General features: G+C 47.4%; 22 protein-coding genes. 6 read left to right on the plus strand and 16 right to left on the minus strand.

Features of this window, described 5'->3' with window-relative positions:
* Positions 1-126 precede the first annotated feature (126 nt).
* Positions 127-2,331, minus strand: coding sequence for a penicillin-binding protein (locus DMN77_RS22400; protein ID WP_179016347.1), 2,205 nt, complete (start codon positions 2,329-2,331; stop codon positions 127-129).
* A 210-nt stretch (positions 2,332-2,541) separates the two neighbouring features.
* Here DMN77_RS22400 and DMN77_RS22405 point away from each other — a divergent pair, with 210 nt between their 5' ends.
* Positions 2,542-3,120, plus strand: a complete 579-nt coding sequence (locus tag DMN77_RS22405; protein WP_068781545.1) for a MarR family winged helix-turn-helix transcriptional regulator — start codon at positions 2,542-2,544, stop codon at positions 3,118-3,120.
* Positions 3,113-3,409: a hypothetical protein gene (locus tag DMN77_RS22410; protein WP_068781546.1), complete on the plus strand. Its 297-nt coding sequence runs from the start codon at positions 3,113-3,115 to the stop codon at positions 3,407-3,409. The genes DMN77_RS22405 and DMN77_RS22410 overlap by 8 nt, the downstream gene beginning before the upstream one ends.
* A gap of 76 nt (positions 3,410-3,485) precedes the next feature.
* Here the strand turns inward: DMN77_RS22410 and lpdA are convergent, their stop codons facing one another.
* The 4 genes from lpdA to pdhA form a co-directional block, all read right to left on the minus strand.
* Positions 3,486-4,904 (minus strand): dihydrolipoyl dehydrogenase, encoded by a 1,419-nt coding sequence (lpdA, locus tag DMN77_RS22415; RefSeq protein ID WP_068781547.1) that lies wholly within the window; start codon positions 4,902-4,904, stop codon positions 3,486-3,488.
* Positions 4,905-4,908: 4 nt separating this feature from the next.
* Positions 4,909-6,198 (minus strand): dihydrolipoamide acetyltransferase family protein, encoded by a 1,290-nt coding sequence (locus DMN77_RS22420; RefSeq protein WP_068781548.1) that lies wholly within the window; start codon positions 6,196-6,198, stop codon positions 4,909-4,911.
* Positions 6,199-6,228: 30 nt separating this feature from the next.
* On the minus strand, positions 6,229-7,206 hold the full coding sequence (locus DMN77_RS22425; RefSeq protein WP_068781549.1) for an alpha-ketoacid dehydrogenase subunit beta: 978 nt from the start codon (positions 7,204-7,206) through the stop codon (positions 6,229-6,231).
* Between the two features lie 68 nt (positions 7,207-7,274).
* Positions 7,275-8,345, minus strand: coding sequence for a pyruvate dehydrogenase (acetyl-transferring) E1 component subunit alpha (gene pdhA / locus DMN77_RS22430; protein ID WP_068781550.1), 1,071 nt, complete (start codon positions 8,343-8,345; stop codon positions 7,275-7,277).
* A gap of 243 nt (positions 8,346-8,588) precedes the next feature.
* Between pdhA and DMN77_RS22435 the strand changes: the two genes are divergently transcribed.
* Positions 8,589-9,317 carry an alpha/beta hydrolase gene (locus tag DMN77_RS22435; RefSeq protein ID WP_068781551.1) on the plus strand — a complete coding sequence of 243 codons (729 nt, stop codon included), beginning with the start codon at positions 8,589-8,591 and terminating at the stop codon, positions 9,315-9,317.
* A 107-nt stretch (positions 9,318-9,424) separates the two neighbouring features.
* Here DMN77_RS22435 and DMN77_RS22440 read toward each other — a convergent pair whose 3' ends face one another.
* Entirely contained in the window at positions 9,425-10,096 is a 672-nt protein-coding gene (locus tag DMN77_RS22440; RefSeq protein WP_179016348.1) for a trimeric intracellular cation channel family protein, read from the minus strand.
* 142 nt (positions 10,097-10,238) lie between these two features.
* On the opposite strand from DMN77_RS22440, the gene DMN77_RS22445 reads away from it, so the two are divergent.
* Both DMN77_RS22445 and DMN77_RS22450 read left to right on the plus strand, forming a co-directional pair.
* Positions 10,239-10,880 carry a thiamine diphosphokinase gene (locus DMN77_RS22445; protein ID WP_179016349.1) on the plus strand — a complete coding sequence of 214 codons (642 nt, stop codon included), beginning with the start codon at positions 10,239-10,241 and terminating at the stop codon, positions 10,878-10,880.
* A 300-nt stretch (positions 10,881-11,180) separates the two neighbouring features.
* Positions 11,181-11,702, plus strand: coding sequence for a C40 family peptidase (locus DMN77_RS22450; RefSeq protein ID WP_068781554.1), 522 nt, complete (start codon positions 11,181-11,183; stop codon positions 11,700-11,702).
* 151 nt (positions 11,703-11,853) lie between these two features.
* Here the strand turns inward: DMN77_RS22450 and DMN77_RS22455 are convergent, their stop codons facing one another.
* The 4 genes from DMN77_RS22455 to DMN77_RS22470 all read right to left on the minus strand — a co-directional run bounded on the left by DMN77_RS22455 (position 11,854) and on the right by DMN77_RS22470 (position 17,055).
* Positions 11,854-12,525, minus strand: coding sequence for a winged helix-turn-helix domain-containing protein (locus DMN77_RS22455; RefSeq protein ID WP_068781590.1), 672 nt, complete (start codon positions 12,523-12,525; stop codon positions 11,854-11,856).
* 157 nt (positions 12,526-12,682) lie between these two features.
* Positions 12,683-13,705 carry a MoeB/ThiF family adenylyltransferase gene (locus DMN77_RS22460; protein WP_372776435.1) on the minus strand — a complete coding sequence of 341 codons (1,023 nt, stop codon included), beginning with the start codon at positions 13,703-13,705 and terminating at the stop codon, positions 12,683-12,685.
* Between the two features lie 702 nt (positions 13,706-14,407).
* Positions 14,408-15,955 carry an ABC-F family ATP-binding cassette domain-containing protein gene (locus DMN77_RS22465; protein WP_179016350.1) on the minus strand — a complete coding sequence of 516 codons (1,548 nt, stop codon included), beginning with the start codon at positions 15,953-15,955 and terminating at the stop codon, positions 14,408-14,410.
* A 218-nt stretch (positions 15,956-16,173) separates the two neighbouring features.
* Positions 16,174-17,055, minus strand: coding sequence for a LysR family transcriptional regulator (locus tag DMN77_RS22470; RefSeq protein ID WP_068781557.1), 882 nt, complete (start codon positions 17,053-17,055; stop codon positions 16,174-16,176).
* A 192-nt stretch (positions 17,056-17,247) separates the two neighbouring features.
* On the opposite strand from DMN77_RS22470, the gene DMN77_RS22475 reads away from it, so the two are divergent.
* On the plus strand, positions 17,248-17,997 hold the full coding sequence (locus DMN77_RS22475; RefSeq protein WP_068781558.1) for an SDR family NAD(P)-dependent oxidoreductase: 750 nt from the start codon (positions 17,248-17,250) through the stop codon (positions 17,995-17,997).
* A gap of 54 nt (positions 17,998-18,051) precedes the next feature.
* Here the strand turns inward: DMN77_RS22475 and DMN77_RS22480 are convergent, their stop codons facing one another.
* The 6 genes from DMN77_RS22480 to DMN77_RS22505 all read right to left on the minus strand — a co-directional run bounded on the left by DMN77_RS22480 (position 18,052) and on the right by DMN77_RS22505 (position 24,758).
* Positions 18,052-19,032, minus strand: coding sequence for a hypothetical protein (locus DMN77_RS22480; protein WP_179016351.1), 981 nt, complete (start codon positions 19,030-19,032; stop codon positions 18,052-18,054).
* Complete coding sequence (locus tag DMN77_RS22485) at positions 19,019-19,570, minus strand: DUF2059 domain-containing protein (protein WP_179016352.1); 552 nt, start codon at positions 19,568-19,570, stop codon at positions 19,019-19,021. Before DMN77_RS22485 ends, DMN77_RS22480 begins: the two co-directional genes overlap by 14 nt.
* Positions 19,567-19,977: a hypothetical protein gene (locus tag DMN77_RS22490; RefSeq protein WP_179016353.1), complete on the minus strand. Its 411-nt coding sequence runs from the start codon at positions 19,975-19,977 to the stop codon at positions 19,567-19,569. The genes DMN77_RS22485 and DMN77_RS22490 overlap by 4 nt, the downstream gene beginning before the upstream one ends.
* Positions 19,977-20,462 carry an ABC transporter permease gene (locus tag DMN77_RS22495; RefSeq protein WP_068781562.1) on the minus strand — a complete coding sequence of 162 codons (486 nt, stop codon included), beginning with the start codon at positions 20,460-20,462 and terminating at the stop codon, positions 19,977-19,979. Before DMN77_RS22495 ends, DMN77_RS22490 begins: the two co-directional genes overlap by 1 nt.
* A gap of 374 nt (positions 20,463-20,836) precedes the next feature.
* Positions 20,837-22,927 (minus strand): hypothetical protein, encoded by a 2,091-nt coding sequence (locus DMN77_RS22500; protein ID WP_179016354.1) that lies wholly within the window; start codon positions 22,925-22,927, stop codon positions 20,837-20,839.
* Complete coding sequence (locus DMN77_RS22505; protein ID WP_179016355.1) at positions 22,917-24,758, minus strand: ATPase, T2SS/T4P/T4SS family; 1,842 nt, start codon at positions 24,756-24,758, stop codon at positions 22,917-22,919. Before DMN77_RS22505 ends, DMN77_RS22500 begins: the two co-directional genes overlap by 11 nt.
* Position 24,759 lies beyond the last annotated feature (1 nt).

Here is a 24,759-nt window from a genome sequence, read left to right on the forward strand (position 1 = left end):
AGGTGGTTTTTTGCTATAAGCATGGACTACACCACCCGCATAGCAGGTGGTTTTCTGTTTCGCACGCTTCGCGAGCTCAACTGGCTTAAGCCATAATAACAGAAGAGCGAGCCTCACGGCCCGCCCTTACCCCGTATCTTCACTCTCTGCCTCGATCGCTTCCTCATCTTCCTCACTCTCGCTGCGCACTCCGCCCGGGGGTTCAAGCACAAGCTTCACCTGCTTATTCACGCTGTCTTCCAAGACCGACTGTGAGACGACAAAGCCTTCTCCCTCAAAGGTAACATAAATATTCAGCACGGATAACAATTCCAGCGCATCGCGAAGCGAATGGCCCTTGAGATCGGGAATTTGGATATGGTCTACGGCCTCCGTCAGAAGATATATTTGCTGTCCCTTCACCAATAAGCTTCCCGGTTTCGGAAATTGCGAGACAAGCTCCTTCCCGTTCCCCAGTAAGGCATAAGGGATGTCCGTATCGCGAAGCTCGGTTAATGCCTGCTGTAAAGTTAGTTTGCTTAAATCGGGAGTCCTAAGCATTGCTGTTTTCTCGCCAACCCCATCGTCCCCAGGCTCTGTAATGGTCTTCCGCACGCCCATATACTGGAGCATCTGGTTCATAATTTTCTTGAATATCGGGGCTGCTGCCTTGCCCCCGCCCAGATCCGAGTCCATTGGTTCATCGATCAGAACCAGCATCACGACCTTAGGGTCATCGACCGGCGCATATCCGATAAAAGACACGACCTGCTTGGTATAATCGTATTGCCCCTTGAAAGGCTTAACGGCTGTACCCGTCTTGCCGGCAACGCGGTAGCCATCAATATAAGCTCGACGCCCGGTTCCGTATTCACTGTTAGATACAACCTGCTCCAGATATTCCCCGACCTCCTTGGCTTTGTCCGCGGAGATCACTTGACGAACAGGCTCTGGCTGAGTCTTGGTGACTTCTCCAGATTGGGGATCGGTGATCGATTTAATGATATGAGGCTTAAGCAGCATGCCCCCGTTGGCCACAGCGCCTACTGCTGCCAGCTGTTGCAGGGGTGTAACCATCAGTTTGCCATGCCCGTATGACATAGTGGCATATTCGGATGGCTGTTCCGGGCTTACTACACCCGCCGCTTCACCAGGCAGTTCGATGCCTGTCTTCTGCCCGAATCCGAAATGATCCACATACTGCTTCAATCGCTCTGGTCCGAGCATTTCATAGCCGAGCTTAACGAAGGCCACATTACTCGAGCGCATAACTCCTTCCAGATAGTCGATCTCCCCCCAGCCCAAACGCTTAATATCATGCAAGGTTTGACCTGGCACCCGGATGCTTCCCGACATATATCTGGCCTTCGGATCGAATAAATCCTCTTGTACCGCCCCTGCTAAGGTGACGATCTTGAAGGTCGAACCTGGCTCATACACCGACTTGATCGCATGATTGTAGAAATTGCCCAGATCATCCTCCAGCCAGTATTCATTCGGATTATAGGTAGGCAGATTTGCCATGCCCAATATTTCCATCGTCTTCGGATCTGCGGCAATTACGGTCATGCTAATCGGCTTCAGCTCATCGAAAGCTTCCTTCATCGCTTCTTCAATATAATATTGGATCGTATGGTCGATCGTCAGTTCGATATTCATGCCGTTTTTGGCTGGATTGAATATCTCATCCGCCCTTGTAACCGTAATTCCCCGGCCATCGCTTTTATATTCAAAAGAGCCGTCCTGCCCCTTTAATTCCTCGTCGTATAATGACTCCAGACCGGATATGGCAATCCCGTCACGATCCACATAACCCAGCACATGGGCAGCCAGACTCTTCCAAGGATAAAAACGTTTCTGCTCCTTGGTCAGGTAGATGCCTACATCATCCAGCCCATGCTTGTCCTTCAGCTTCCGGGCCAAGAGCTCGACTTGATCCCTCAGAGCCTGATCGATCCTGTAGCCTTCATAACGCACCTCGCGCTGTACATAGAAGCTGCCCTCTTTATTTTTCGCATTTACTAGCTTGATGAGGTCGGCTTTGTTCTTGCCAAGCGCCTCACTAAGACCTTCAGCCACTTCCTCCTGCAAGCCCAGACTATGAATCAGCTTCGGATTCACGGATACCGTATAAGCAGGGGCCATCATCGCCAGAACCTCGCCGTTGCGATCCGTAATCGTCCCCCGGGTTGCGTACAGGGTTTGCTTTCTGGACCATTGCTGCTCCGCATACGCCGTCCAGAATTCCGTCTCCATCACCTGTAACCAGAATACCCTTATCATCAATACGACAAAGAAAAAGGTGATACATCCGCCTATTACTAATGTCCGTAATCTTAATCTTCTAATCATGGGTAACCTCGCGATATAAGATTATTAGATAGAGTCTTGTTAGAATACATTATATTTCATAACATTCCAGAATCAAACAAGTTATTCATGTTTCATGAATTAAGAGTAGACGACGGTATATTACAAATATAGTCAACATGTTGACTTATCGTTATCAATGAGGTATTCTAATATAGTCAACATGGTTACTAATTTTTAAAGGAGCCTCTTATGGATATCAACCGCTTATTGCAGGAGCTGCATTTCATGCAGCAGAGCTATGCCACATTATTTTCGGTAGTTAATAAGGTCCAAATACGGGGAGATGAGACGCTGGAAATATTAACTTCGCGGCAGCATATGGCGCTGATTGCTATCGCCCACTTACCTGTCGTAGATACCACATTAATGAATATCGCCAAAAAGCTGGGTACCTCTAAGCAGACGGCGAACAAGCTAATTACAAGCTTAGCGAACAAGGGTTATGTTCAGACGGTACCAAACCCATCGGATAAACGCTCTATCAATGTTGAAATTACACCTAAAGGTAAACAAGCGTTAATTGCCTGCTCCGAGAGGTCCACTTACTTTCTGGCGGATATGTTCCATGACTTCACCTCAGACGAAATTGAATCCTTCTGGAGGTTATTGCAGAAATTATATCGCTTTGATGGTGAGGAACTGGATGGATTTGAGCAGAATGCGAATCTGGAAACCGATAAGACGGCCCCGTTGATTACAGCCGACGCTCTGGAAAGGGTGTTATCTGAATTCGCCAGACGGCGATATGGAGGAATGAATCATGAATAAAATCTATATGAATAGAACGCCTCAGCAAAAAGTAAAAGAAGCCGCGAATCAAATTAAGGAAAAAACGGATTATGCAAGCAGTAAAGTCCAAGAAGCTGCTTCAAAAACAAAAAATCTCATTCGGAAGAAACCCAGCAGCGTTGATTATTATGTATCTATCACCATCGCACTGCTGCTCATCGTCTCTTCATACTTAACCGCCGTCCATTGGCTGTTTTGGCTTGGCGCAGTAAGTATAACTTGCAGCATGCTTCAGCTTATTTTCAGCAAAAAAAAGGCAAGACCCTAATGGTCTTGCCTTAACAATAAGCTTAGGAGAAATCCTGCTATAGGATTTTGAGTTGATAAATGGTTAAAACCTTGCCTTAACGAGAAACCATATGAATTGGATGGCCTTCTACAAGTTCAGCCGTTTCCATAACGATCTCACCAAGGGTTGGGTGAGCATGAACTGTCAAAGAGATATCCTCAAGCGTTGCACCCATTTCAACCGCAAGACCAAGCTCAGCGATGAGGTTGGAAGCTTCGATGCCGACGATTTGTGCGCCCAGTACAACGTTGTTCTCTTCATTAGCTACAATCTTGATGAAGCCATCAGGAGCATTTACGGAAGTTGCACGTCCGTTAGCGGCAAACGGGAATTTGCCGGCTTTAACCTTGAAGCCTTTTTCCTTAGCTTCTTTTTCGGTGTAGCCCACGCTTGCGCATTCAGGATCCGAGAATACGACAGCCGGCATGCCTTTGTAGTCAATGACAGATGGCAAGCCAGAGATAGCTTCCGCAGCCACTTTACCTTCGTACGAAGCTTTATGAGCCAGTGCAAGACCCGGAACGATGTCGCCGATCGCGAATACTTTAGGATTGCTTACACTGCGACCTTGATGGTCTACTTTCACCATACCGCGATCCGTTAATTCGATGTTAGCCAGATCAAGACCAAGATCGCCATCGGTATTAGGACGACGGCCCACTGTGACAAGCAGGTAGTCTGCGGTAACTTCTTTGGCTTCACCATTCACAGAGTATTTAACCGTAACACTCTTATCCGTTTGCTCAGCACCTTCAGCCATAGCATTCGTTACAATTTCAATGCCTGTCTTCTCCATGCCCTTCGCCACGAGACGAGTCATATCCTTATCAAGGCCAGGAAGGATTGCATCCGTGCCTTCAATGATCGTTACCTTCGTACCGAACTTCGAGAACATTTGACCCAGCTCGGCACCAATAACGCCGCCGCCGATAACGACAAGGCTGCCAGGGATTTCTTGCAGGTTCAAAGCTTCTGTCGAGGACAGGATACGTCCGCCGAATGGGAATGGCTTCAATTCGATTGGACGGGAGCCTGTTGCCAGGATACAGTGCTTGAAGCGATAGCGCAAAGATTCATGATCGTTAAATGCGCGAGCTTCCGAATCATTGATAAACATGATTTCGCCTTTGAACACTTCGACCTTGTTGCCTTTGAGCAGACCCGTAACACCTTGAGTCATTTTGTTAACAACGCTGTTCTTGAATTCCTGTGTCTTGGCGAAGTCTACGGTTACATTCTCAGCAGTTACACCAAATACGTCAGCATGCTTAGCGGACTCATAAGAGTGAGCAGCCGCGATCAGCGCTTTGGAAGGAATACAGCCGCGGTTCAAGCACACACCGCCGAGTTCCGATTTATCAGCGATGATGACCTTTTGGCCGAGCTGGGCGGCACGAATTGCCGCCACATATCCACCAGGACCAGCACCTACAACTAGTGTATCGATATCGATTGAAGCGTCTCCTACTACCATGTTGTTACACCTCCATAACAAGCAGCTCAGGGTTGCCAAGCAGTTGTTTGATGTAGTTCATAAAGTTTTGAGCTGTTGCACCGTCGATCAGACGATGGTCGAAGCTGAGAGACAGAGCCATTACCGGAGCAACAACGATCTCTCCGTTCTTGACAACCGGCTTCTCTGTAATACGGCCTGTACCCAGAATAGCAACTTCAGGGTAGTTGATGATTGGAGTGAAGAACATACCGCCGGCGGAGCCGATATTTGTGATCGAGATCGTGCTGCCCTTCATTTCCGCAGCGGACAATTTGCCTTCACGACCGCGAGTTGCCAGATCAGTAATAGCTTCAGCGATCATCCAGATGCTCTTGCGATCAGCTTCCTTGATTACAGGAACGATCAAGCCGTTGTCTGTATCGGTAGCAATACCGATGTCATAGTGTTTCTTATATACAATTTCATTGTTGGCTTCATCAATTGTAGCGTTCAGAGCCGGGAATTTACGGGAAGCTGCAACAAGTGCCTTCACGATAAATGGCAGGTAAGTAACCTTGATGCCCTTCTTCTCAGCTACTGGCTTCATACGTTTGCGGAATTCAACCAGATCCGTTACGTCCACTTCGTCCATAATTGTAACGTGCGGAGCTGTGTAAGCCGATTTAACCATCGCATTAGCGATCGCCTTACGAATCCCCTTGAATGGAACGCGTTCTTCTTCGCCAGCCGGAGTTGATACTGCCGCTGCTGCAGGGGCTGCCGCTTCGGCTGCTTGACCCGCATCTGCGGAAGCTGCTGGTGCTGCCGGAGCTGCGCCACCGTTCTTGAACGCTTCAACGTCTTCGCGAGTGATCTTGCCAGCTTTGCCTGTGCCCGTGACTTGCGTGATATCAATGCCTTGCTCACGAGCGAATTTGCGTACGCTTGGAGTTGCCAACACTTCACGGTTAGGTGCTGCCGGAGCTTCTGCTGCTGCCGGAGCTGCCGCAGGGGCTGGTGCTGCTTCAGCCGCTGGCGCCGGAGCTGGTGCCGCTTCTTCTTCAGCCGGAGTATCTTGCTCAGGAATATCGCCAGTTGCATCGATAATAGCAACCACTTGACCTACGCGGAAAATAGCGCCGTCCGTACCGAACACTTCTTGAACTGTTCCTTCTACCGGACAAGGAACTTCAACGACAGCCTTGTCGTTTTGTACTTCCATGATAATGTCTTCGTCAGTTACTTTGTCGCCAGGCTTGATGTGCATTTTAATAATTTCGCCTTCATGCAACCCTTCACCAAGCTCTGGGAACCGATATTCAAATTTTGCCACCTGGAGGACCTCCTATAACTTACGTTTTAATTAAAATTCGAGTACTTTATGAACACCTTCGATAATACGGGCAGGTGTTGGAAGCCATTGATCTTCGATTTGAGCGAACGGATATACAGTATCCGGAGCAGATACGCGAAGCACAGGAGCTTCCAAATGCAGAATAGCATGCTCATTGATTTGAGCGATGACTTCTGCAGCGATACCAGCGGATTTTTGAGCTTCCTGAACAATGATAACGCGGTTCGTCTTCTTCACAGAAGCAAGAATCGTATCGATATCGAGCGGTACCAAGGTACGCAGATCAATCACTTCAGCTTTGATGCCGTTCTTCTCAAGCTCTTCAGCAGCTTTAACCGCTGTATGAACCATCAAGCCATAAGAAAGAATCGTTACATCGGAGCCTTCACGAACTACATTAGCCTTGCCAAGCTCTACTGTGTATTCACCTTCAGGAACTTCATCACGGAACGCATGGTACAGGTTCAAATGCTCCATGAAGAAAACCGGATCATTGTCACGGATCGCCGAGATCAGCAAACCTTTGGCATCATAAGGATTCGAAGGAATGACCAATTTAATACCTGGAGTTTGTGCGATCAGGCCTTCAAGGGAGTCTGTGTGCAGCTCTGCTGCTTTTACCCCACCGCCAAAAGGAGTGCGGAACACGATCGGCGAATGATAACGGCCGCCGGAACGGTAACGCATACGTGCAGCTTGAACAAGAATTTGGTCAAGCGCTTCAAAGATAAAACCTACGAATTGAATCTCCGCGATCGGGCGGAAGCCTTGAACGCCAAGGCCTACCGCCATACCGCCGATAGCCGATTCAGCAAGCGGAGTATCGATCACACGCTGATCTCCGAATTCTTGCTGCAAACCTTCTGTTACACGGAATACGCCGCCGGCATGGCCAACGTCTTCGCCGAAAATAAGTACGTTTGGATCCCGTTTCATCTCTACGCGCATCGCATCGCGAATTGCTTCTTTCATATTCATTTGTGCCATTGCTTCATTTCCTCCTCACTAGAACTAGAACAACCAATCAGCTTTTATCCCTTGCGGGTTAATATTAATTATTTTTGAAACTCAGCCTTCTGAGCTTCCAAATGTTTAGGAGTTGTCTCGAACATGCTGTCGATCAAGCCGGAAACTGTCATCTTCTCGGTTTGTTCAGCTTTCTTGATTTGCTCATTTACTTTAGCCTTAGCTTCATCCTTGACACGAGCTGTATCTTCATCAGTCCAAAGGCCCTTCTTCTCCAAATACTTAGCAAGACGAGCAATTGGATCCTTCTCGTTCCATTGCCCTTCTTCTTCCTTCGTACGATATTTGGAAGTATCGTCAGACAAGGAGTGCGGACGGAAACGGTAAGTAACGGCTTCGATCAGCGTTGCTCCCTCTCCATTGCGAGCGCGATCGGCAGCTTCACGTACAGCGCTAATTACAGCAAATACGTCCATACCGTCAACTTTGATACCGCGGATGCCTGCAGCAACCGCTTTGTGAGCGATCGACTTAGCTGCGGTTTGCTTAGCGAAAGGAGTTGTAATAGCATAGCCGTTATTTTGCACGAAGAAAATAACCGGAAGATTGAATACTCCAGCATAGTTCAGCGCTTCATAGAAGTCGCCTTCGGAAGAACCGCCGTCACCCGTATAAGTGATAGCTACATGCTTCTGCTGCTTCAATTTGAAGCCCATCGCAATACCCATTGCATGAAGCACTTGAGCACCGATGATGATTTGCGGCATTAATACATTTACGCCCTCAGGAATTTGTCCACCATGTTGATGTCCACGGGAATACAAAAAGGCTTGATAAAGAGGAAGTCCGTGCCATACAAGCTGCGGCATGTCGCGGTAGCCAGGGCAGACGAAATCTTCCTTCTCCAGTGCGAATTCACTACCTACCATTGTAGCTTCTTGACCGGAAACAGGCGCATAGAAGCCCAGGCGTCCTTGACGGCCCAGGTTTACTGCACGATCGTCCCAAGTACGGGTAAATACCATGCGATACATAAGTTCTTTCAATTGATCATCGGTTAAGTCAGGAGCTTTTGCTTTGTTTATAATTTCACCGTCAGGCGACAACACGGACAAAGCTTCGACGTCCTCCGTATATACTTCATAAGGAATCTTGCTCATTTTTTTCACCTCGACAAAAGATTTGAATATCATTGATCTCTGTTATAGAATTATTATACAACTGTTTTAGTCGTTAAGTCAAAGGAAATGCGCTTAAATAACTAAAATAATTATTTTTGTTTGTATAACAGCTTAATCAAATTTATGTAACAGAAATCAAGATTTGCGGATGTATGTAACACTTGTCCTAATGGTTATGTTAACTTAAATACATCTGCAAAGCAAAAGGAGTGTACCTGCAAAATGACAGATTCGCGCTATCTGAAACGAACCATTATTAAAGAAGAAATCGATAGTAAGCATCTGGGAGAGAAACGATCTCTGCGGATCTACCTGCCCCCTGGCTATAATGAAGTGATCAGTTATCCGGTGGTTTACTGCCAGGATGGCGAAGAGTTTTTTAACTTCGGACGCATAGCCACAACCGCAAATCAGCTGATTTTAGATGAAGATGTGGATCCGTTTATTATCGTTGGCGTAGAAGTAGACACCTCCGTTCGTACCGCGGAATATTCTCCGGAAGGAGATCGGTTTGAGGCTTATACCGCATGCTTTATTGAAGAAATTATTCCCTTTGTAGAACGCAATTATCCCGTTCGCCGTACAGCACAAGAGCGCATTCTCGCTGGAGACTCGCTCGGCGGTTCTGTATCTTTACATATCGCTATGAAAAACCGCACACTGTTTTCCAAAATCATCAGCATGTCCGGAGCATACTATGAACCATCCTTGAAATTGATTGCCGCCGAACAGGATTTATCCTATCTTTCCCTATATATGATTATCGGTTTACAAGAAGACAAGTTTACCAATTCATTTGGAACCTATAATTTCGTGGAGTTGAATCGCGAAGCGAAGAAGCTGCTTGAAGAACGAGGCGCCAAGGTGAAATATTTCGAGAAGGATGGCCAGCATTTATGGGGATTTTGGCAGAAAGAGCTGCCTGAGGCATTGATGTATTTTCTAAAATAATAAGCGATATAAAATAAGAGCGGGCCGCGGGGGATCAACGATCAACCCTTGCAGCTCGCTCTGTCTTTATTGAGTTTCATTTCTATACTTTATAATAGTACATTATGCTACATTTGCGCCTTCGTCTGATCGTTCTTGTTATCCTGATTCACCGGAGGATTATTTGCTACAGTTCCATACTTTAGCGAACGGCGCGGCAGCTTCCATTTATAATAGACGGACAGCATCCGGAAGGAGACCACCAGGATAAATAACACCAGCAAGCTTACGGTCGACTTGGCAATGCCAAGCCCGATGACAAGTCCAGCGACAATAGACCAGACTGCATAAATCTCCTCCCGCAATACAAGCGGCTTGCGTCCGGCCAACAGATCGCGGATAATCCCGCCTCCGATCCCTGTTAGCATCGCGGCGACAACCACGGCCAGAATCGGATGCTTCATACCTGTCGCATAGAGCGCTCCTTGAATAGCAAATGCCGCCAGTCCGATGGCATCGAACCAGGCCTCTGTCTTCTTCCAGTGGTGAATCCACGATAAAGGCAGGATAAACGCGATAACAATCGATATAATTGCCAGTAGAAGAAGTCCTCCCTGGGACCATAACATGGTAACCGGGACACCGATGACGATATTGCGGACGATTCCTCCGCCAAAAGCCGTAACTAAACCTAATACAAGTACTCCAAGAATGTCGTACTCCTCTTCCATCGCCACATAAGCGCCAGACAACGCAAAGGCAACCGTGCCTATAACGCTGAATATTTCAAATAGTTCCATGCCCCGTACGTCACTGCCCTTCCTTCACGTCTCATCTCATTGCTTAATCCATTGTAGACTCGCTTCCATTAATTGTGCAAGGGATAAATTTAACTTATACTGAACAAAGGCGCAAAGCGTGATATAGAAAGGAAGAGTAGGGATGGCAGCACAACGTGTACTTATTTTTGCCGGAGGATCGATCGATCCCTCTTTTATAGAAGAAATCCATTCAGATGATCTGATCATTGGTGCGGACCGGGGAGCTTTATTCCTCGTCGATCATGGTATCAGGCCCCATTACTCTGTCGGCGACTTCGATTCTGTAAGTCCGATTGAATTGGAGAACATCACTGGACACAGTGAGCAAATGCTGGCTTGCGATGCAATTAACAAAGATCTGACCGATACGGAGCTTGCCTTCGATATCGCCGTAGAGCAGCGGCCGGAACAGATTGTCCTGTTCGGTGTTACCGGTTCGAGACTCGACCATACACTGGCTAATATTCACCTGTTAGTTAAAGGCCTGGAGCACCATATTCCATGCGCCATTCGGGATCACAACAATTATGTAACCTTAACCGATTCAACTATTGCAATTCAGGACCAGGGCTTCACCTATGTCTCTTTATTGCCCGTCACTCCCGAGGTAACAGGCATTGATTTGACAGGCTTTCAATATCCATTACATAATGCCACATTAATAATGGGTCAATCCCTCGCTGTAAGCAACCGCCTGGAAGACAAGACAGGAACGATTTCCGTTGCCAGCGGCCTGTTATTGATTATTCAAAGTAAAGACTGAAATGCAATTAATACAAAATTGTAACTTTTGAAAATCGGATATGCTATTGTATAAAAACCTTGGAGAACCAAGGTTTTTTCATTGTTTTCAAGACTATGAATCTGTCAAGAAATTAATATTTTGTAACTTTAATCATATTTTAATAATCGCCCTCAAATCCTTGGTGTATCCAGTTTAAGCAACCCCATTCCAATTATTAGGGGATTAAAGTTCTGTTATAGTTTATCTCGAGCCGGTTAACTAGATTCGGTTAACCCAAACTACTAAATCTATTTATAGTCATTTGGAGGTAACTACAACATGAAAATGAACAGCATATCCAAAAAACTTTTGGCTGTCGGCCTTGCATCTACAATCGGATTTGGCGGATTCATGGTCACAGGCGTTGACGCCGCTTCGGCATCGTCTTCGAATACAACGGCTGAAGCTACCGCAGCATCCAAGGGAACGCAAGTCGTCAACTATGGCAAGACCTTTATGGGAACCCCTTATAAATTCGGCGCTTCTACTTCTACTACAAAAGTATTCGACTGCTCTTCCTTCATGAAGCATATTTTCAAAAAATATGGCGTAACTCTGCCACGCACCTCTGCTGCTCAAGCCAAGGTCGGCAAAGCCGTATCCAAGAGCAACCTGAAGGCTGGAGACCTTGTATTCTTCTCCAGCGGAAGCCGCGCTACCGGCAAGAACGTTACTCATGTCGCCGTTTATATGGGCAACGGTAAAATCCTGCACACTTACGGCAAACCAGGCGTAACGATCTCCGATCTGAACTCCGGCAACTGGAAGAAGACTTATCTGAAAGCGCGTCGTGTACTTTAGTACTCAATAACAATATCAAGTTTAGTTAGTGCCTTATCAATCTTGCAATTTCTTATAACTGATCACCCAAACCTTGCATAAACCCTAACAATATCACCCTAACAATAACCGAGGGCTGCTCCCGCTGTGCCATATGGCCAGGGAGCAGCCCTCATTGTATCATATAACCCGTTCCTCTCACGGTATGGATCAATTTACGCGGCCGGCCCTTGTCGATCTTCTTGCGCAAATGTCTAATATACACGTCAACTACATTCGTGCCGGTAGCAAAATCATAGCCCCATACCTCCTGCAGGATCGCCTCTCTTTGGCAGACCTCTCCTACTCTTTTGAGCAAATGCCTCAGCAGTTCATACTCTTTCGGTGTCAGCCGAATCAATTCACCTGCCCGGAACACTTTGCGGCTCTTCAACTCCATTCGTAAATCCTCGAAGGACAGCTCATCTGAATGACCATCCATTATGCGGCGAAATAATCGGATTAGGCTGACGATTCGCGCATTAAGCTCTTCGATGGCTATATTTTCGCTGACAACCTCATTCGCGCCATATTGGAATGCCATTACGGTATCCGCTGTCTTCGGCGAGCGCTGTAGGACGATAACCGGAAATGCCGGTTCATCACCTAGTCTGGTCATCATCTTGAGAACAAAAGGCAGCTCACCCGCAATTAAGATCACCTCTGCCGCCTCTCCGACGATTTCCCGATCCAGTTGCTCCGAATCAAAGACTAATTGAACCTTGAATCCTGCTCCCTTCAGGTCATTTTGCCACTTCATTCCCCCATGATTATCCTCTGAGATCAATAGCAAGCTAGCCTTCATATTGTCCCCTGCCTTCCGAACCATCCACCTTATTAAATAAGAGGCTGTTCTGTTCGCCTTGAATCATAACGTATTATTAAAGTGGTCAAAAAATAAACAAACCATTCCCGTATAAGTCAGGAATGGCCATTAAAATGAAAACTTATGTTATCAGTCCTTAACCGAAATAACGGTCATAGATAGTTTTGGCTTCAGCCGGTTCTTTTGTCCCGTGAATAAGCGCCCTTCCATCTGCAAACAAGACAATTCTATGTTCCCCGACAGAAAAGGACAGCAGATAAGGATTCAATTCAACCAATCCTTCATCGAGTCTTCCCAATTTCTGTGCCAGTTCAGGCAAATCCACTTTCCTGGGCTGCGCAGGACGGATCTGAACAGTATCTCTGCCGCACAACACCTCTGTCTTTCTTGTGCCGGCAGCAGATAAATACGGATAATTCGCCGCTTCACCGCAAGAAGCACAGTCGCTGCGCCGGGCCGAATCCACTTTGATCGCCAGCTGCTCATTCTTCCACAGATCAAAGGTCAGCAGCGTTCGGCGCAAAGCGTCCTCCTGACCGGTCAGGAGCTTGATAGCTTCTGTAGCCTGGTGCGCAATGACAATTTGCACCGCAGAAGGGATAACGCCAACCGTATCACATGTATCTCCTCCGATCGGTACCATCTCAAGCAGGCAGTTCAGACATGGAGTCGCCCCCGGGAGGATTGTATAGGTCATCCCATAGCTGCCGACACAGGCGCCGTAAATCCACGGAATACGGTATTTCTGCGAGATATCATTGATGAGCAGCCGGATATCGAAGTTATCCGTCGCATCCAGAATGAGCTGAACACCGGGAAGCAGCCCCTCCAGCTCTTCCTTCGTAACATCAAGCCCATGCGCTTCGATCTGCACCTCGGAATTGATGGCGGAAAGCCGCTCCTTCACCGCTACGGCCTTCGGTTTGCGGGAAGCAGCGTCCTCCTCAGTGAACAGCTGCTGGCGCTGAAGATTGCTCCATTCGACATAATCGCGATCCGCTATCACCAGATGGCCGATCCCGGAGCGGGCCAACGACTCGGCCAGGCCCGTCCCAAGCGCTCCCGCCCCAATAATGAGTACCTTGGCGTCAAGGATCTTCTGCTGACCCTCTATTCCTATAGGCCGGAACAGCTTCTGCCTCGAATACCGATCCTCCACCGGAACTCCCCCTTTTTCCCGGATTCCTGCGAATCCGCTCTATCATGATCTCTAACGAAACTCCGGGGCGTTATTTCCACTGAGCAGCGATGCACAGAAATCTAACGAAACTATGGAGCGTTAATTCCACTGAGCAGCGGCTCACAGAAACCTAACGGAACTATGGAGCGTGTTCCGCAAAATAGCGGCGCACAGAAACCTAACGAAACTACAGAACGTTATTTCCGCAAAAACAGCGGTGTGTAATTTCTAACGAAACACTATATCGCTATTCGAGCAAAATCACGGCTTTTTCCCTTCAACTTGCCGCAATAACGTTACCCAGTTTCGTTACATTTTTTATCAGCCCTTTTGGGCCTAATTAGCGATACCACGTTTCGTTAGAGAGACTAAGCAAGAAATCCAACGGAACAACGGAATTACCGATCGATACTCCCAACAAACAGGCGGCGCACAGAAACCTAAAGAAACTACAGTCGATATTCCCACCAAACAGCGGCGCACAGAAACCTAACGAAACTACAGAACGTTATTTCCGCAAAAACAGCGGTGTGTAATTTCTAACGAAACACTATATCGCTATTCAAGCAAAATCGCGACTTTTTCCCTTCAACTTGCCACAATAACGTTACCCAGTTTCGTTACATGTTTTATCAGCCCTTTTGGGCCTAATTAGCGATACCACGTTTCGTTAGAGAAGACTTACTTGTTAGACCACGCTTCAACGTCCCGTACCTTCGTAACCCAATCTTCGTAGAAGTCAGGTTCGTGAGAGACGAGCAACACGGTGCCCTTGAATTCCTGGAGCGCGCGCTTCAATTCTTCCTTGGCTACAACGTCCAGGTGGTTCGTCGGTTCGTCGAACAGAATCCAGTTCGTCTCGCGCATCATCAGCTTGCAGAGCCGTACTTTGGCTTGCTCGCCACCGCTCAGCGCCCGGAGTTGCCTTGTAATATGATCATTCTTCAGACCGCAGCGGGCCAGATGCGCACGCACCTCATGCTGGTTCAGATGCGGAAACTCGTTCCACACATCATCAATAGGCGTTGAATTGCCGGGACGCACCTCTTGTTCAAAATAAGCCGGGAACAGAAAATCCCCTTGATATGTCTTTCCGCTAACTGGCGGAATCACACCTAAAATCGTCTTAAGCAGGGTTGATTTCCCTACCCCGTTACAGCCGACGATAGCGATTTTTTCTCCGCGTTCAATCGTCATCGACATTTTGGGCAGCAGCGGATGACTATAGCCGATTTCAAAGTCTATGCCTTCAAATACCGTCTTCCCACTGGCCCTGGATTCCTTAAAGTTAAAGGTAGGCTTAGCCGCTTCCTCCGGCTTGTCGATCCGTTCCAGACGATCAAGCTGCTTCTCACGGCTCTTGGCCCGTCCAGAAGTCGAATATCTAGCTTTGTTGCGCTGGATGAAATCTTCCTGTTTTTTAATAAATTCCTGCTGCTTCTCATACGCATCTATATGTTGATTTTTGCTGATGTCCGCCATATCCAGGAATTTGCTATAGTTCGCAGTATAGCGAGTCAGCTTGGCAAACTCCAGATGATAGATGACATTGACCACCTGGTTCATAAACTCGGTATCATGCGAGATTAGAATGAAGGCATACGGGTAATTCTGCAAATAGTTAGTAAGCCACTGAATATGCTCTACATCCAGATAGTTCGTAGGTTCGTCAAGCAGCAACACATTAGGTTTCTCCAGCAGCAGCTTGGCAAGCAGCACCTTGGTACGCTGACCCCCGCTTAGCGCAGATACATCGCGATCCAAACCGATCGCCGATAGACCAAGCCCGTTAGCCATCTCTTCAACCTTCACATCGATCAGATAGAAATCACCGATTTCAAGCTGCTCCTGAATATCTCCCATCTGCAGGAGCAGCTCTTCCAGCTCCTCTGGAGTGGCTTCACCCATTTTCTCGGTGATCTCCATCATTTCCTTCTCCAATTCAAGCAGCGGCAGAAAAGCATCCTTCAGCACATCACGCACAGTCTTTCCTGGCGTTAATTTGGAATGCTGATCCAGGTAACCATAGCGAACCTTCGGCGTCCATTCCACCTTGCCCGAATCCCTCAATTGCTGTCCGGTCAAGATGTTCATTAATGTAGACTTTCCAACTCCGTTCGCCCCGACCAGACCTACATGCTCTCCGGCTAGCAGACGAAAGGATACATCCTTAAATAATGTGCGATCCCCAAAATTATGAGATACATTCTCGACTGTCAATAAGCTCATAGAAACTGAATAACCCCTTTATCATATAATTCATTATTATTTAATCCGTTGTTGTCCGTAGACAGTGTTGCCCGAAAATACCCTCTTTAAATATCCTCATCATCGCTCCGTCCGATTGCGGACATTCAAGAATTTATTGTAGCATAACAAACGATCGTTCGTAACCTAGCAATTCATGCAATGTTATATCGAAATAACCAGACCGAAAACAGTCTGCATCAGGCATGCTTCAACCGTTGGATGAACCGCTTAATGATCGGATTGGTCTGATTCTGAGTCGAACTTACCCAGCCATAATATACCGGATAGTGATTCTCCAGCTCAATCGGCACAATATTCTCAGGCAGCTCTTGATGTTTGAACGAGTAATCCAGACCGACTGTCAACGCCAGACCACCTAACACAGCCTTCTGAATCGCCGGAACATTGTTGGAAATGAACAAAACATCAAGCTCCCCGAACTTGGCCACGAACTCTGTGATGTAGGATCTGATATATTCGTCGTCGTATAACACGAGCGTATATTTCAGCAATTCCCGGGGATGAATGGACTTGCGCAAAGCCAACGGAGAATCAGCTCGAACCCCAACAACCATTTTACCCGTAAAGGTTCGTTCGAAACGCAGTGTTTTAGTGTGATTGATCTGCTTCTCATTCAACGCGATAAATCCGATATCGATCTGATTATTGTGCAGTTCATCAAGAATATCTTTCGGTCCCTTCTCAATGATCTGTATTTTCACATCCGGATAATCGATTTTGAAATCCGCGATCAACTCCATTAACAAGTGCATGGGTCCAGGGATGGTCCCGATGAACAACTCCCCGCTTAATCGCTCGCTATAATTGCCCGCTTCCTCCTTCAGACGCTTCACAAGATTCATGATTTCGCCCGCAATCTCGATCAATGCCTGCCCCTCAGCCGTTGGAACCGCCCCGATTCCGCGGGAGCGATGGAACAATACAACATCCAGTTCAGACTCAAGCATAGAAATGGATTGACTGACAGCAGACAAAGTAACATGCGCATGCTGCGCCGTTTTAGTTAGCGATTTCGTCTTGGCCACATCTACGATATACTCTAGCTGCTCCAGATTCATTTACAACCCGCCTCTCACAATTTGTGGTAGTCAGAAAGCCCTTTTGGGGGTAGGGAAATCCTAGCTTTTTGAATAGTAATTATTAAGTAATATTTAATTGCAGATAAATATATATAAATTTTATTAAACAATGACATTTGTTACAATGAGCTCGAAGATAAATTACAACTTCAAGAAAGGTGGAGTTTTCATATGGATACTAAGAGAGTTGCAGTTATTACAGGTAGTGCAAGTGGAATCGGCAAATCAACCGCATTGAAGTTCGCCGCTGAAGGAGACCGCGTTGTCGTTGCTGACTTTAATGAACAAGCCGGACAAGCAGTCGTCGATCAGATCAAGACAAATGGCGGAGAAGCTATTTTCGTAAAAACCGATGTATCGAAATATGAAGATGTCGAAGCTCTAGTTGACCAAGCCGTTAAAACCTATGGCCGGATTGACATAATGTTCAATAACGCCGGGATTGGCCGTCTGACCCCCGTTCTGGACCAGAAGCTGGAAGACTATCATGCTGTCATTAATGTAAACCAGCATGGGGTAGCCCATGGGATTATCGCCGCTGGCAAGAAAATGAGAGAAATGGGAATCCACGGTGTCATTATCAATACCGCCTCTGTATTTGGATTTCTGGCTTCTCCAGGTACCTTCGCCTATCATGCCAGCAAGGGCGCCGTCATTATGATGACGAAATCTGCAGCTCTTGAACTCGCTCCTCATGGCATCCGCGTTGTTGCTGTAGCCCCAGGGGCCGTAGATACACCTATCATCCAAGGCTATAAGGATCAAGGCCTGGTTGATGCAATGAAGTCCAAAGTAATGGGCAATAAGCTGACTATGCCTGAACAAATCGCGGATACGGTATACCTCCTCTCCACACCAAACGCAAGCGCTATTAACGGCAGCGTCGTTATGGCCGATGAAGGATATGCTTCCTTTAAATAACATAGCATACTACGCAAACAGGCGCACACTCTTATCCGAGTGGCGCCTGTTCTATTATCGCCTGCAAATCGCTTCATAATAACCTCGTGCAGCCGCTTCCTGTTTGCGGGCAAACACCTCTTCAGTATTGTAGGGAAGCTCACACTTTGCGAAATAATAATATTTGATCCCCGTTGTTGGATCGACTCCGCCTTCAAGCCTTTCCGTTTTTCGCAGCCTGCCGCCGCCAAGGGCAAAGTTATTATAGTAATGATTCCCTATAGGAATCCCCTGCAGAAAAGCAATAACTCCGACATCGTCCAATGTATTATTCCATTCCTCCTTGGGGATTGTCGGCAGCGTAAAGGTGTAGGTAAAGCCTAATCTGGCGGTAAATTCATTATGCTCAGCGATCACTTGCTGCAAATCCTCTTCGATCTGACGTACGATGGTGGAACGTCTTACTTGCTCGAATACTTCCGCATCCTGCAGTAGCGGAATCGCAGTTGCAGGAGCAAGATCTTCCAACCATCCCCGCATCTCCTCGCCAGTAGTGGAAGAAATAACCCGAATATAAGAATCCAAGCTAAACGCGGCGCTGTTCCCAGCGCTATCCGTGTATACATAGGGCCTCTTCGGGTGCCAGCGATGTTCCAGCCTGGGCTCTCCATTTGCACTGCTGAATTCATCCAGCGCATAAATCCAATAGCCATCATAATCGATGACTACGACCGCGGGAATATATTTCATTAATGCGGCCTGAACCAGCGAATCGTCTGCTATGCCAAAATTGATTGCAAGCGACTGTAGAAGGACGGACAAGGCCAGTTCTTTATCCGTCCGCATATACTTATCCGAACTGTAGCCCACCTCGAATTGCTGCAGCTCATTACGGTTCAACACGCTTCCCGCATCCTGTACCGCCGTGCGAAGCGCAGTGGTATAGCGGAGCTGCAGGCGGTTGACCTCCTGCAAATCCATGGAATTTAGAGATAAAGCCTCAAGAAATGGACCAACGATGAGCACGAAGATGATGGCCCAATCAGTAATCTTCATTCAGAACCATCCCTCCATAATATAGCCTCTGCGCACCTTTGCCAGCTGCGGAAGAGGTCAGCAGGAATCCGACCAGCACCTGGTATGGGGATTTCGACCGCTTCGTCAGAGCAACCGAGAAGAAATCGCCTGTTTCCAGCTTGTACAGCCTGTCGGTCTCATCCATTGCCCCTGAGTCAGGAAATAACCGACCAAGCAGTTCTTCCGTATAGTATGAATCATAGATTACACTGAATTGTTCCTGGAACGTATCCCCATCCGCTGGGTCATCATATTCAGGATGATATTTCTTATGTTTGTGCTCCAGCTCCACCTCATAGACCTGACCGGAGACAGCCAACTCACGCACGAAGTCTTCGTACATGACGGCGGACAAGTAACCTTTATTTCGCACAGCATCTGTAAACTGAACCATCGCATTGTAAGCGGTCAGTACTGCCATATTTTCTGCACGCTCGGCAGCCTGAACGGCCGGGAAAAGTACAATAAGGGCAACTGCAAGCAACGCCGCGACTATTTTGGACAGTGGATTACTCACGGAGCAACGCCTCCTGGAACACATTGAAAAGAAAGATTACGTAGTTGGCCCAGTTCATCATATTCGGCATCACAGTAATAACTGTGATCCTGCTTGATGACAGTCAGCAGTAAAATATCATCCGTTCTTGATATGGAGGTTCCTTCGACCTGAAGACCTAGTCCATCATCCAGCCAATCTGCCAAACCATATAAAATCTGTGCTCCAGTGTATATGTTTTGCTTTCGTTGCGTTTGATCCGTCCAGGTCTGTGTATTTACACTGACCTTCTGATTCTGTATAAAGGGAACCACCCCTTCCAATACCAGGGCTTGTTGCTCGCTGTGATCCAAAGTATATATAAGCGCGGCTATGCAAATTACAGTGGAACAGAGCAGCCACATCATATCTTTGAGCGTACGGAACATTAAGGGGTTACTGTCGTCTGCGTAAAGATCAAGCCGCGCACAACATTGGATTGATCCTTGACAACCCGGGCCTTGAATTTACCGCTTGGGTTCACATATTCATTTAATTTCTCATTCCACGAGTTGCTAATGTCTGCATTGCTCCTATTGATGACAGAACCATAATCATCTGCGTTGCCGATAATATTCAGAGTATGGCCGTACCATTCCCCTTGGTGGTTCTTGCCGGTAAGCACCTGAATTCCAAATTGGTCGCGTTCCTTAAATTTACGAAGCGCATTCGTAACCTGTGAACCGCTAACCGTTGTATCATCGTACACTGTAAAAGAGGCCTGAGACAGCTCAGTCTGAATGTCGGAGAAATTGTTCTGCGCCGTCTTTGTCGCCTCTTGCGCCGAGACGAACAAGACAACAACTATTGTAATTAATGCAATCGTCAGGAAGATTCCTGCCGCTACCTTTAATGCGGATGAAGCGTTATTCATACTTTTATTCCTCCTAATAAGTTATAGATATCGTTACAAAAGTGCGATTTTCAGCACCGGGAAGGTTGGGTGACGCCAGAGTCTGAGAAGCAGAGCTGCACGTTTTCGCAGAACCCGTCTTCGGAAGCAAAGGCTTGTAGTTGGTTCGGTAAGCACTTGAGATGTTTCCAGAACGACTTCGGAAACATTTTGCTTAGGACCAAATGAATTCAAGATCCGATGCCGAATTACTTCTTGATTTGCTTCATGTTAGATATAGAATTTATACGTTATCAGCCAATTCCCATATCGATAGAAAACCTGCCTTAGAATCGCGGCCGGCGGTCGGCGGTCGCCCATCCATGAATAGAGCGGGCGGACTTTTCGAACTAGCTTCATAAATTTTGAATTTGTTGAAAGTAGACATCCATCTGCTTGAAGCTCATCCAAATGAGTGGAACGACCAAATAAGCAAAAATCAGTGAGTACATCGGTGCAAAACCGATCATCCGGCCCATTTCGGCCTTCCTATCCAAATCCTTTTCATATTCCAGCCGTCTTCGCTCAAACTGAAAGCCCATCTCGCTCTGTAGATCATCAAACGCTTTTCGAACCGGTATTTTCTCCTCCGCCTGAATCAAGTGCTCGATTAAACGCTGGAACTCTTCCAAGGCGGTCTCATCCTTTAATCCCAGAAGAGCCTCCTGAGCTCCTGCACTGTAATGAGCCAGGCATTTCTCGATCGGAGCTCTAAAAATAAGGGCATAGCTGTATAGCCATTCCAATATTGCTTCCACCGAGATCCGTTCGAACTCTCTTAAGATCATAATCATCGTCTGGAACTGATACACCTCATGTCTCATATCTGTCAGCCTTAATCTGCGCTGGAATCGAAGCGTCCAGATCGGACTGTAATATCCGAGCAAAGGTAATATGAAGGCAAGCATGACCTCCCACCACTTCCAATATTCAGCCTGATAGCGAGCCAGCTTGTCCATAATGCGCTGCGCAATCGCAATCGTCTTGCCTTCATCCAGCTTCAAACCGAGCTCCTTTGCTGCCGAAGTCACGATTTGAGCGATTGCTTCATCATTCGCTGCCACAGACATTCCTGGACTCCGCAGCACCTGCCGATCCAACTCGGCCATCTCTCTGGCATCCTTCGCTTCTTCTTTCGAGAGGGAGCCGAGAAATACGTAGCTTGTCGGCGGCTCAGCGATAATCCATTCCCGGCTCTTCCAATGCGTCCAGCTAATCGAACAGCCTATAACGAGCAGACATCCAACAAAAATAGCAGTTCGCCTAACCTGCAGCAATTCAACGCGCAGAGTCTGATTCGTATCCTTAAGCAAATCGGCGATGCGGTCATAACGCACTGAGCCAGGTGGCGGACAGAACCAGCTTACGATCATTCTTGCTATCTTCCAGCGATAAGCCTTCGCCTCCCAGGAGGAAACATCCGAGCCGGCGCGATAGGCTGTAGCTTCCTCGCTTTTTAATTTCTGCAGAAGGATATAGCTCAGCAGTATAATAATGAATAGACCGATATGAATAGAGATGCCGAGCTTGCTCAAATAAAACTGGTCCATCAGGGGAAAGTTCCGCCGTGCCCAAAGCTCAATGGGCTTCGTGAAGAATATAGGAGCTAATGCAATCAGGCTGAGCCCTTTTAGTAAATAATCAAGCTTGCTCCGACGCATCAGCTCTAGTTGAATCTCCCCGGTCAGGCTGGAAATCCCGCGCAAATAAAGCGATCCCTGCTGTGCATCCTTGCGGTCTCCGTATTCCATGATCAGCCGGGAGATCGAAGCAAATCCTTTCAGGAAGCGAGTCGGCGCCGTCTCATAATAACGGTCAAGCTCTTTATCCGGTTCAGCCGAAGTCAGAGCTTCATAAATCCGTTCCCCATGTCTGACGATTTCCTCACTCAAGCTATCATTCGCTTCATCGATCGCATCCGCTACCATTTCATGAGCATGGTAGGCATGTCTAACCGCAGTGAACCACCGCAGCATTTGCAGCAGCAGCTTCTTTTCCAGCCTTGCTACATAAGCTTCAAGCATCAGCCCATGAATAACGGCAACGGTAATGATGACAGTGAGGAAGAACAACATGTTCGGATGCATCAGAGTCAAAGCGATAATTCCCGTCCCGGATATACCCAGCAGCAAATATACGAGCTTCATCACCTGCCGCCTTAATTCAAATTCATCCGACGTCTGCAGCAATGAAATACGGCCGCGAACCTTAAGCACATATAACCGCAAAGGCGGTATTTTCATCGATATGGCATAGGATCGCAACAGCAAAGTCGCCACAACTGTCTTCAATCCGCTTAAGAACCCTGACGGCGCAGCCGCTTTCACTCCGAGCTCTCCTGCCTTCTTCTCCTCACGCCTGCGAATCTCAAAAGCGATCAAATAGATGCCGCCAAATAATAGAAATGATATAAACGCGACCCACAACAAGACCGATTTAAGCTCCAATCTGCTCCCCCCAATACTGAGACAGAAATTGCTCGAAGCGGCGGGCGTCTTCCGGCATCATTTCACGCTGCATTTCATTACGGCAACGATCTGTAATCGGTTGAACAGCGCGGTATCCGCCATCGATATATTCAACTATCGTCCTCGCCTGATAGGTTCGCTCCCCGGTATCTATATCAGCCCCGCCGTCACTCCGGCGGCTGCACTCAGTAATTCTTTCAATATAGCGATGGCCATGAATATCTCTGCGCAAATGGATGTCAAAGTCGATAACCCCGGCGACCTGTAGTTCGGCAACCCGTTCATCCCGAAAGACTCCTGTCTTCAACAATGAGTTCCTTAATGAATCGATCAGGTCAGCGAAGGTCTTGGCATGATGCGTGAACACGGTAAAAAGACTGGCTACCTGTGCCATTTGAATCATCCAGGATGCAACCTCATCCGATGCGACTTCGCCAAGAATATGCACCGTCCCGTCCGTCTTCTTCTGCAAGTCGAGGCCAGCCTGTCCGCTTACATATTCGGTCTCCCGGAAGCTGAGTATATTTCGGGCGCTATACAGCTTTCGCAGATTCAACTCGAAGGACATTTCCTGGACCCGCAGTGTGTAAGACGCATAAATGTGTTTAACCAGCGCCATTAACAGCGTCGTTTTGCCTGAGCCCTGTGATCCCGTAATTGAAGTAATTCGACTCCCCTTCATTAAATATTTCAGAAGCTGAATAGGTATATCTGCACCATAGCCCTGTATTAATTGCTCGAGCGCCGCTCCTTGGGTATCGAATTTACGGACGAAGAAAGCCCATGTCTCTGCAAACGGAGGCCGGACCACGACAACCCGGGAACCATCCTTCATATCATTCACTTTAAATCCGCTGGCCTCCGACAATTGACCCGGCAAATTGTATTTATATATATTTTGGCAGATCCTCCTGAGCTCAAACTCGCTGCCGAAGGATAAGAAAGGAAGCCTGATGCTCTTGCCTTTATAAAAGATCCACACGCTCTCCCATACCCGGGAGACTTCCCGCCCATCTTCGTCCAATGGAACACCGGGAACCGTCCCAATTCCGGCTCCGTTTACTTCATCCTGTTCACAACCCCACTGAACCGATTCGGATATTCCACTTACTCCGCCGCTTACTCCATCAATTCGCTGCTCTAGTATACTGTCGATAACAGAAAAACCTTTATACGACTGATAGACCCGCTGAACAACGAGATCCAGCTTCTCTTCAAAGCTAAGCTGTCGGTATTCCCTGCCGAAGCAGTAATCCATTTCCTCGACGCTGATTTCGTACATATATCCCTTCTCTTCTTCATTCATCCGCTTCGGTTCGTCGAGTTCATATTGCTCAATCAGCACCGACAGCGCATCGTCACCGTATCTTTGGCGATAAAGATAGAAAATGATCTCGAACCGATCCTGATGAGTCAGCCTGACGGGCTGTTGAAAAGGAATAATTTGCTCAATGCTCTCCTCCGTAACCCCGTATCCTTCAAGCAGCAAATCGCGGATATAGGTTTGAACGAATCGCTTGTCGCTACGGTCCCCATAAGTACACCCCCGCAACGCTTGGCGCAACTCTGTTCTCGCTTTTACTTTACGGAGCCAAGCCTCCTCACCCATCCCCCACTGATTAATCTTGTTGCGGCTTAATTCATGCAGTTGAAACTTCACATAAGCAATAAGATCGGGCATGCTATAGCGTTCATGGGTTACCCGGCTCGCAAAGGTTTGTTCAGATACCGCCCTGGCCTTAAGCCAGACAAGCAGGAGCGCAAGCAGCATGATCAAGCCTATTCCAATTCCGTTCGCAAGTCGATCCATG

It is taken from the genome of Paenibacillus sp. 79R4, assembly GCF_013393165.1.
Taxonomy (GTDB): Bacteria; Bacillota; Bacilli; order Paenibacillales; family Paenibacillaceae; genus Fontibacillus.

What these genes read in the sequence shown, in the direction of transcription:
- DMN77_RS22400 (WP_179016347.1), bottom strand. Translation starts at nt 2,331, where the DNA reads ATGATTAGAAGATTAAGATTACGGACATTAGTAATAGGCGGATGTATC.
- DMN77_RS22405 (WP_068781545.1), top strand. Translation starts at nt 2,542, where the DNA reads ATGGATATCAACCGCTTATTGCAGGAGCTGCATTTCATGCAGCAGAGC.
- DMN77_RS22410 (WP_068781546.1), top strand. Translation starts at nt 3,113, where the DNA reads ATGAATAAAATCTATATGAATAGAACGCCTCAGCAAAAAGTAAAAGAA.
- lpdA (WP_068781547.1), bottom strand. Translation starts at nt 4,904, where the DNA reads ATGGTAGTAGGAGACGCTTCAATCGATATCGATACACTAGTTGTAGGT.
- DMN77_RS22425 (WP_068781549.1), bottom strand. Translation starts at nt 7,206, where the DNA reads ATGGCACAAATGAATATGAAAGAAGCAATTCGCGATGCGATGCGCGTA.
- pdhA (WP_068781550.1), bottom strand. Translation starts at nt 8,345, where the DNA reads ATGAGCAAGATTCCTTATGAAGTATATACGGAGGACGTCGAAGCTTTG.
- DMN77_RS22435 (WP_068781551.1), top strand. Translation starts at nt 8,589, where the DNA reads ATGACAGATTCGCGCTATCTGAAACGAACCATTATTAAAGAAGAAATC.
- DMN77_RS22440 (WP_179016348.1), bottom strand. Translation starts at nt 10,096, where the DNA reads ATGGAACTATTTGAAATATTCAGCGTTATAGGCACGGTTGCCTTTGCG.
- DMN77_RS22445 (WP_179016349.1), top strand. Translation starts at nt 10,239, where the DNA reads ATGGCAGCACAACGTGTACTTATTTTTGCCGGAGGATCGATCGATCCC.
- DMN77_RS22450 (WP_068781554.1), top strand. Translation starts at nt 11,181, where the DNA reads ATGAAAATGAACAGCATATCCAAAAAACTTTTGGCTGTCGGCCTTGCA.
- DMN77_RS22455 (WP_068781590.1), bottom strand. Translation starts at nt 12,525, where the DNA reads ATGAAGGCTAGCTTGCTATTGATCTCAGAGGATAATCATGGGGGAATG.
- DMN77_RS22465 (WP_179016350.1), bottom strand. Translation starts at nt 15,955, where the DNA reads ATGAGCTTATTGACAGTCGAGAATGTATCTCATAATTTTGGGGATCGC.
- DMN77_RS22470 (WP_068781557.1), bottom strand. Translation starts at nt 17,055, where the DNA reads ATGAATCTGGAGCAGCTAGAGTATATCGTAGATGTGGCCAAGACGAAA.
- DMN77_RS22475 (WP_068781558.1), top strand. Translation starts at nt 17,248, where the DNA reads ATGGATACTAAGAGAGTTGCAGTTATTACAGGTAGTGCAAGTGGAATC.
- DMN77_RS22480 (WP_179016351.1), bottom strand. Translation starts at nt 19,032, where the DNA reads ATGAAGATTACTGATTGGGCCATCATCTTCGTGCTCATCGTTGGTCCA.
- DMN77_RS22490 (WP_179016353.1), bottom strand. Translation starts at nt 19,977, where the DNA reads ATGTTCCGTACGCTCAAAGATATGATGTGGCTGCTCTGTTCCACTGTA.
- DMN77_RS22495 (WP_068781562.1), bottom strand. Translation starts at nt 20,462, where the DNA reads ATGAATAACGCTTCATCCGCATTAAAGGTAGCGGCAGGAATCTTCCTG.
- DMN77_RS22505 (WP_179016355.1), bottom strand. Translation starts at nt 24,758, where the DNA reads ATGGATCGACTTGCGAACGGAATTGGAATAGGCTTGATCATGCTGCTT.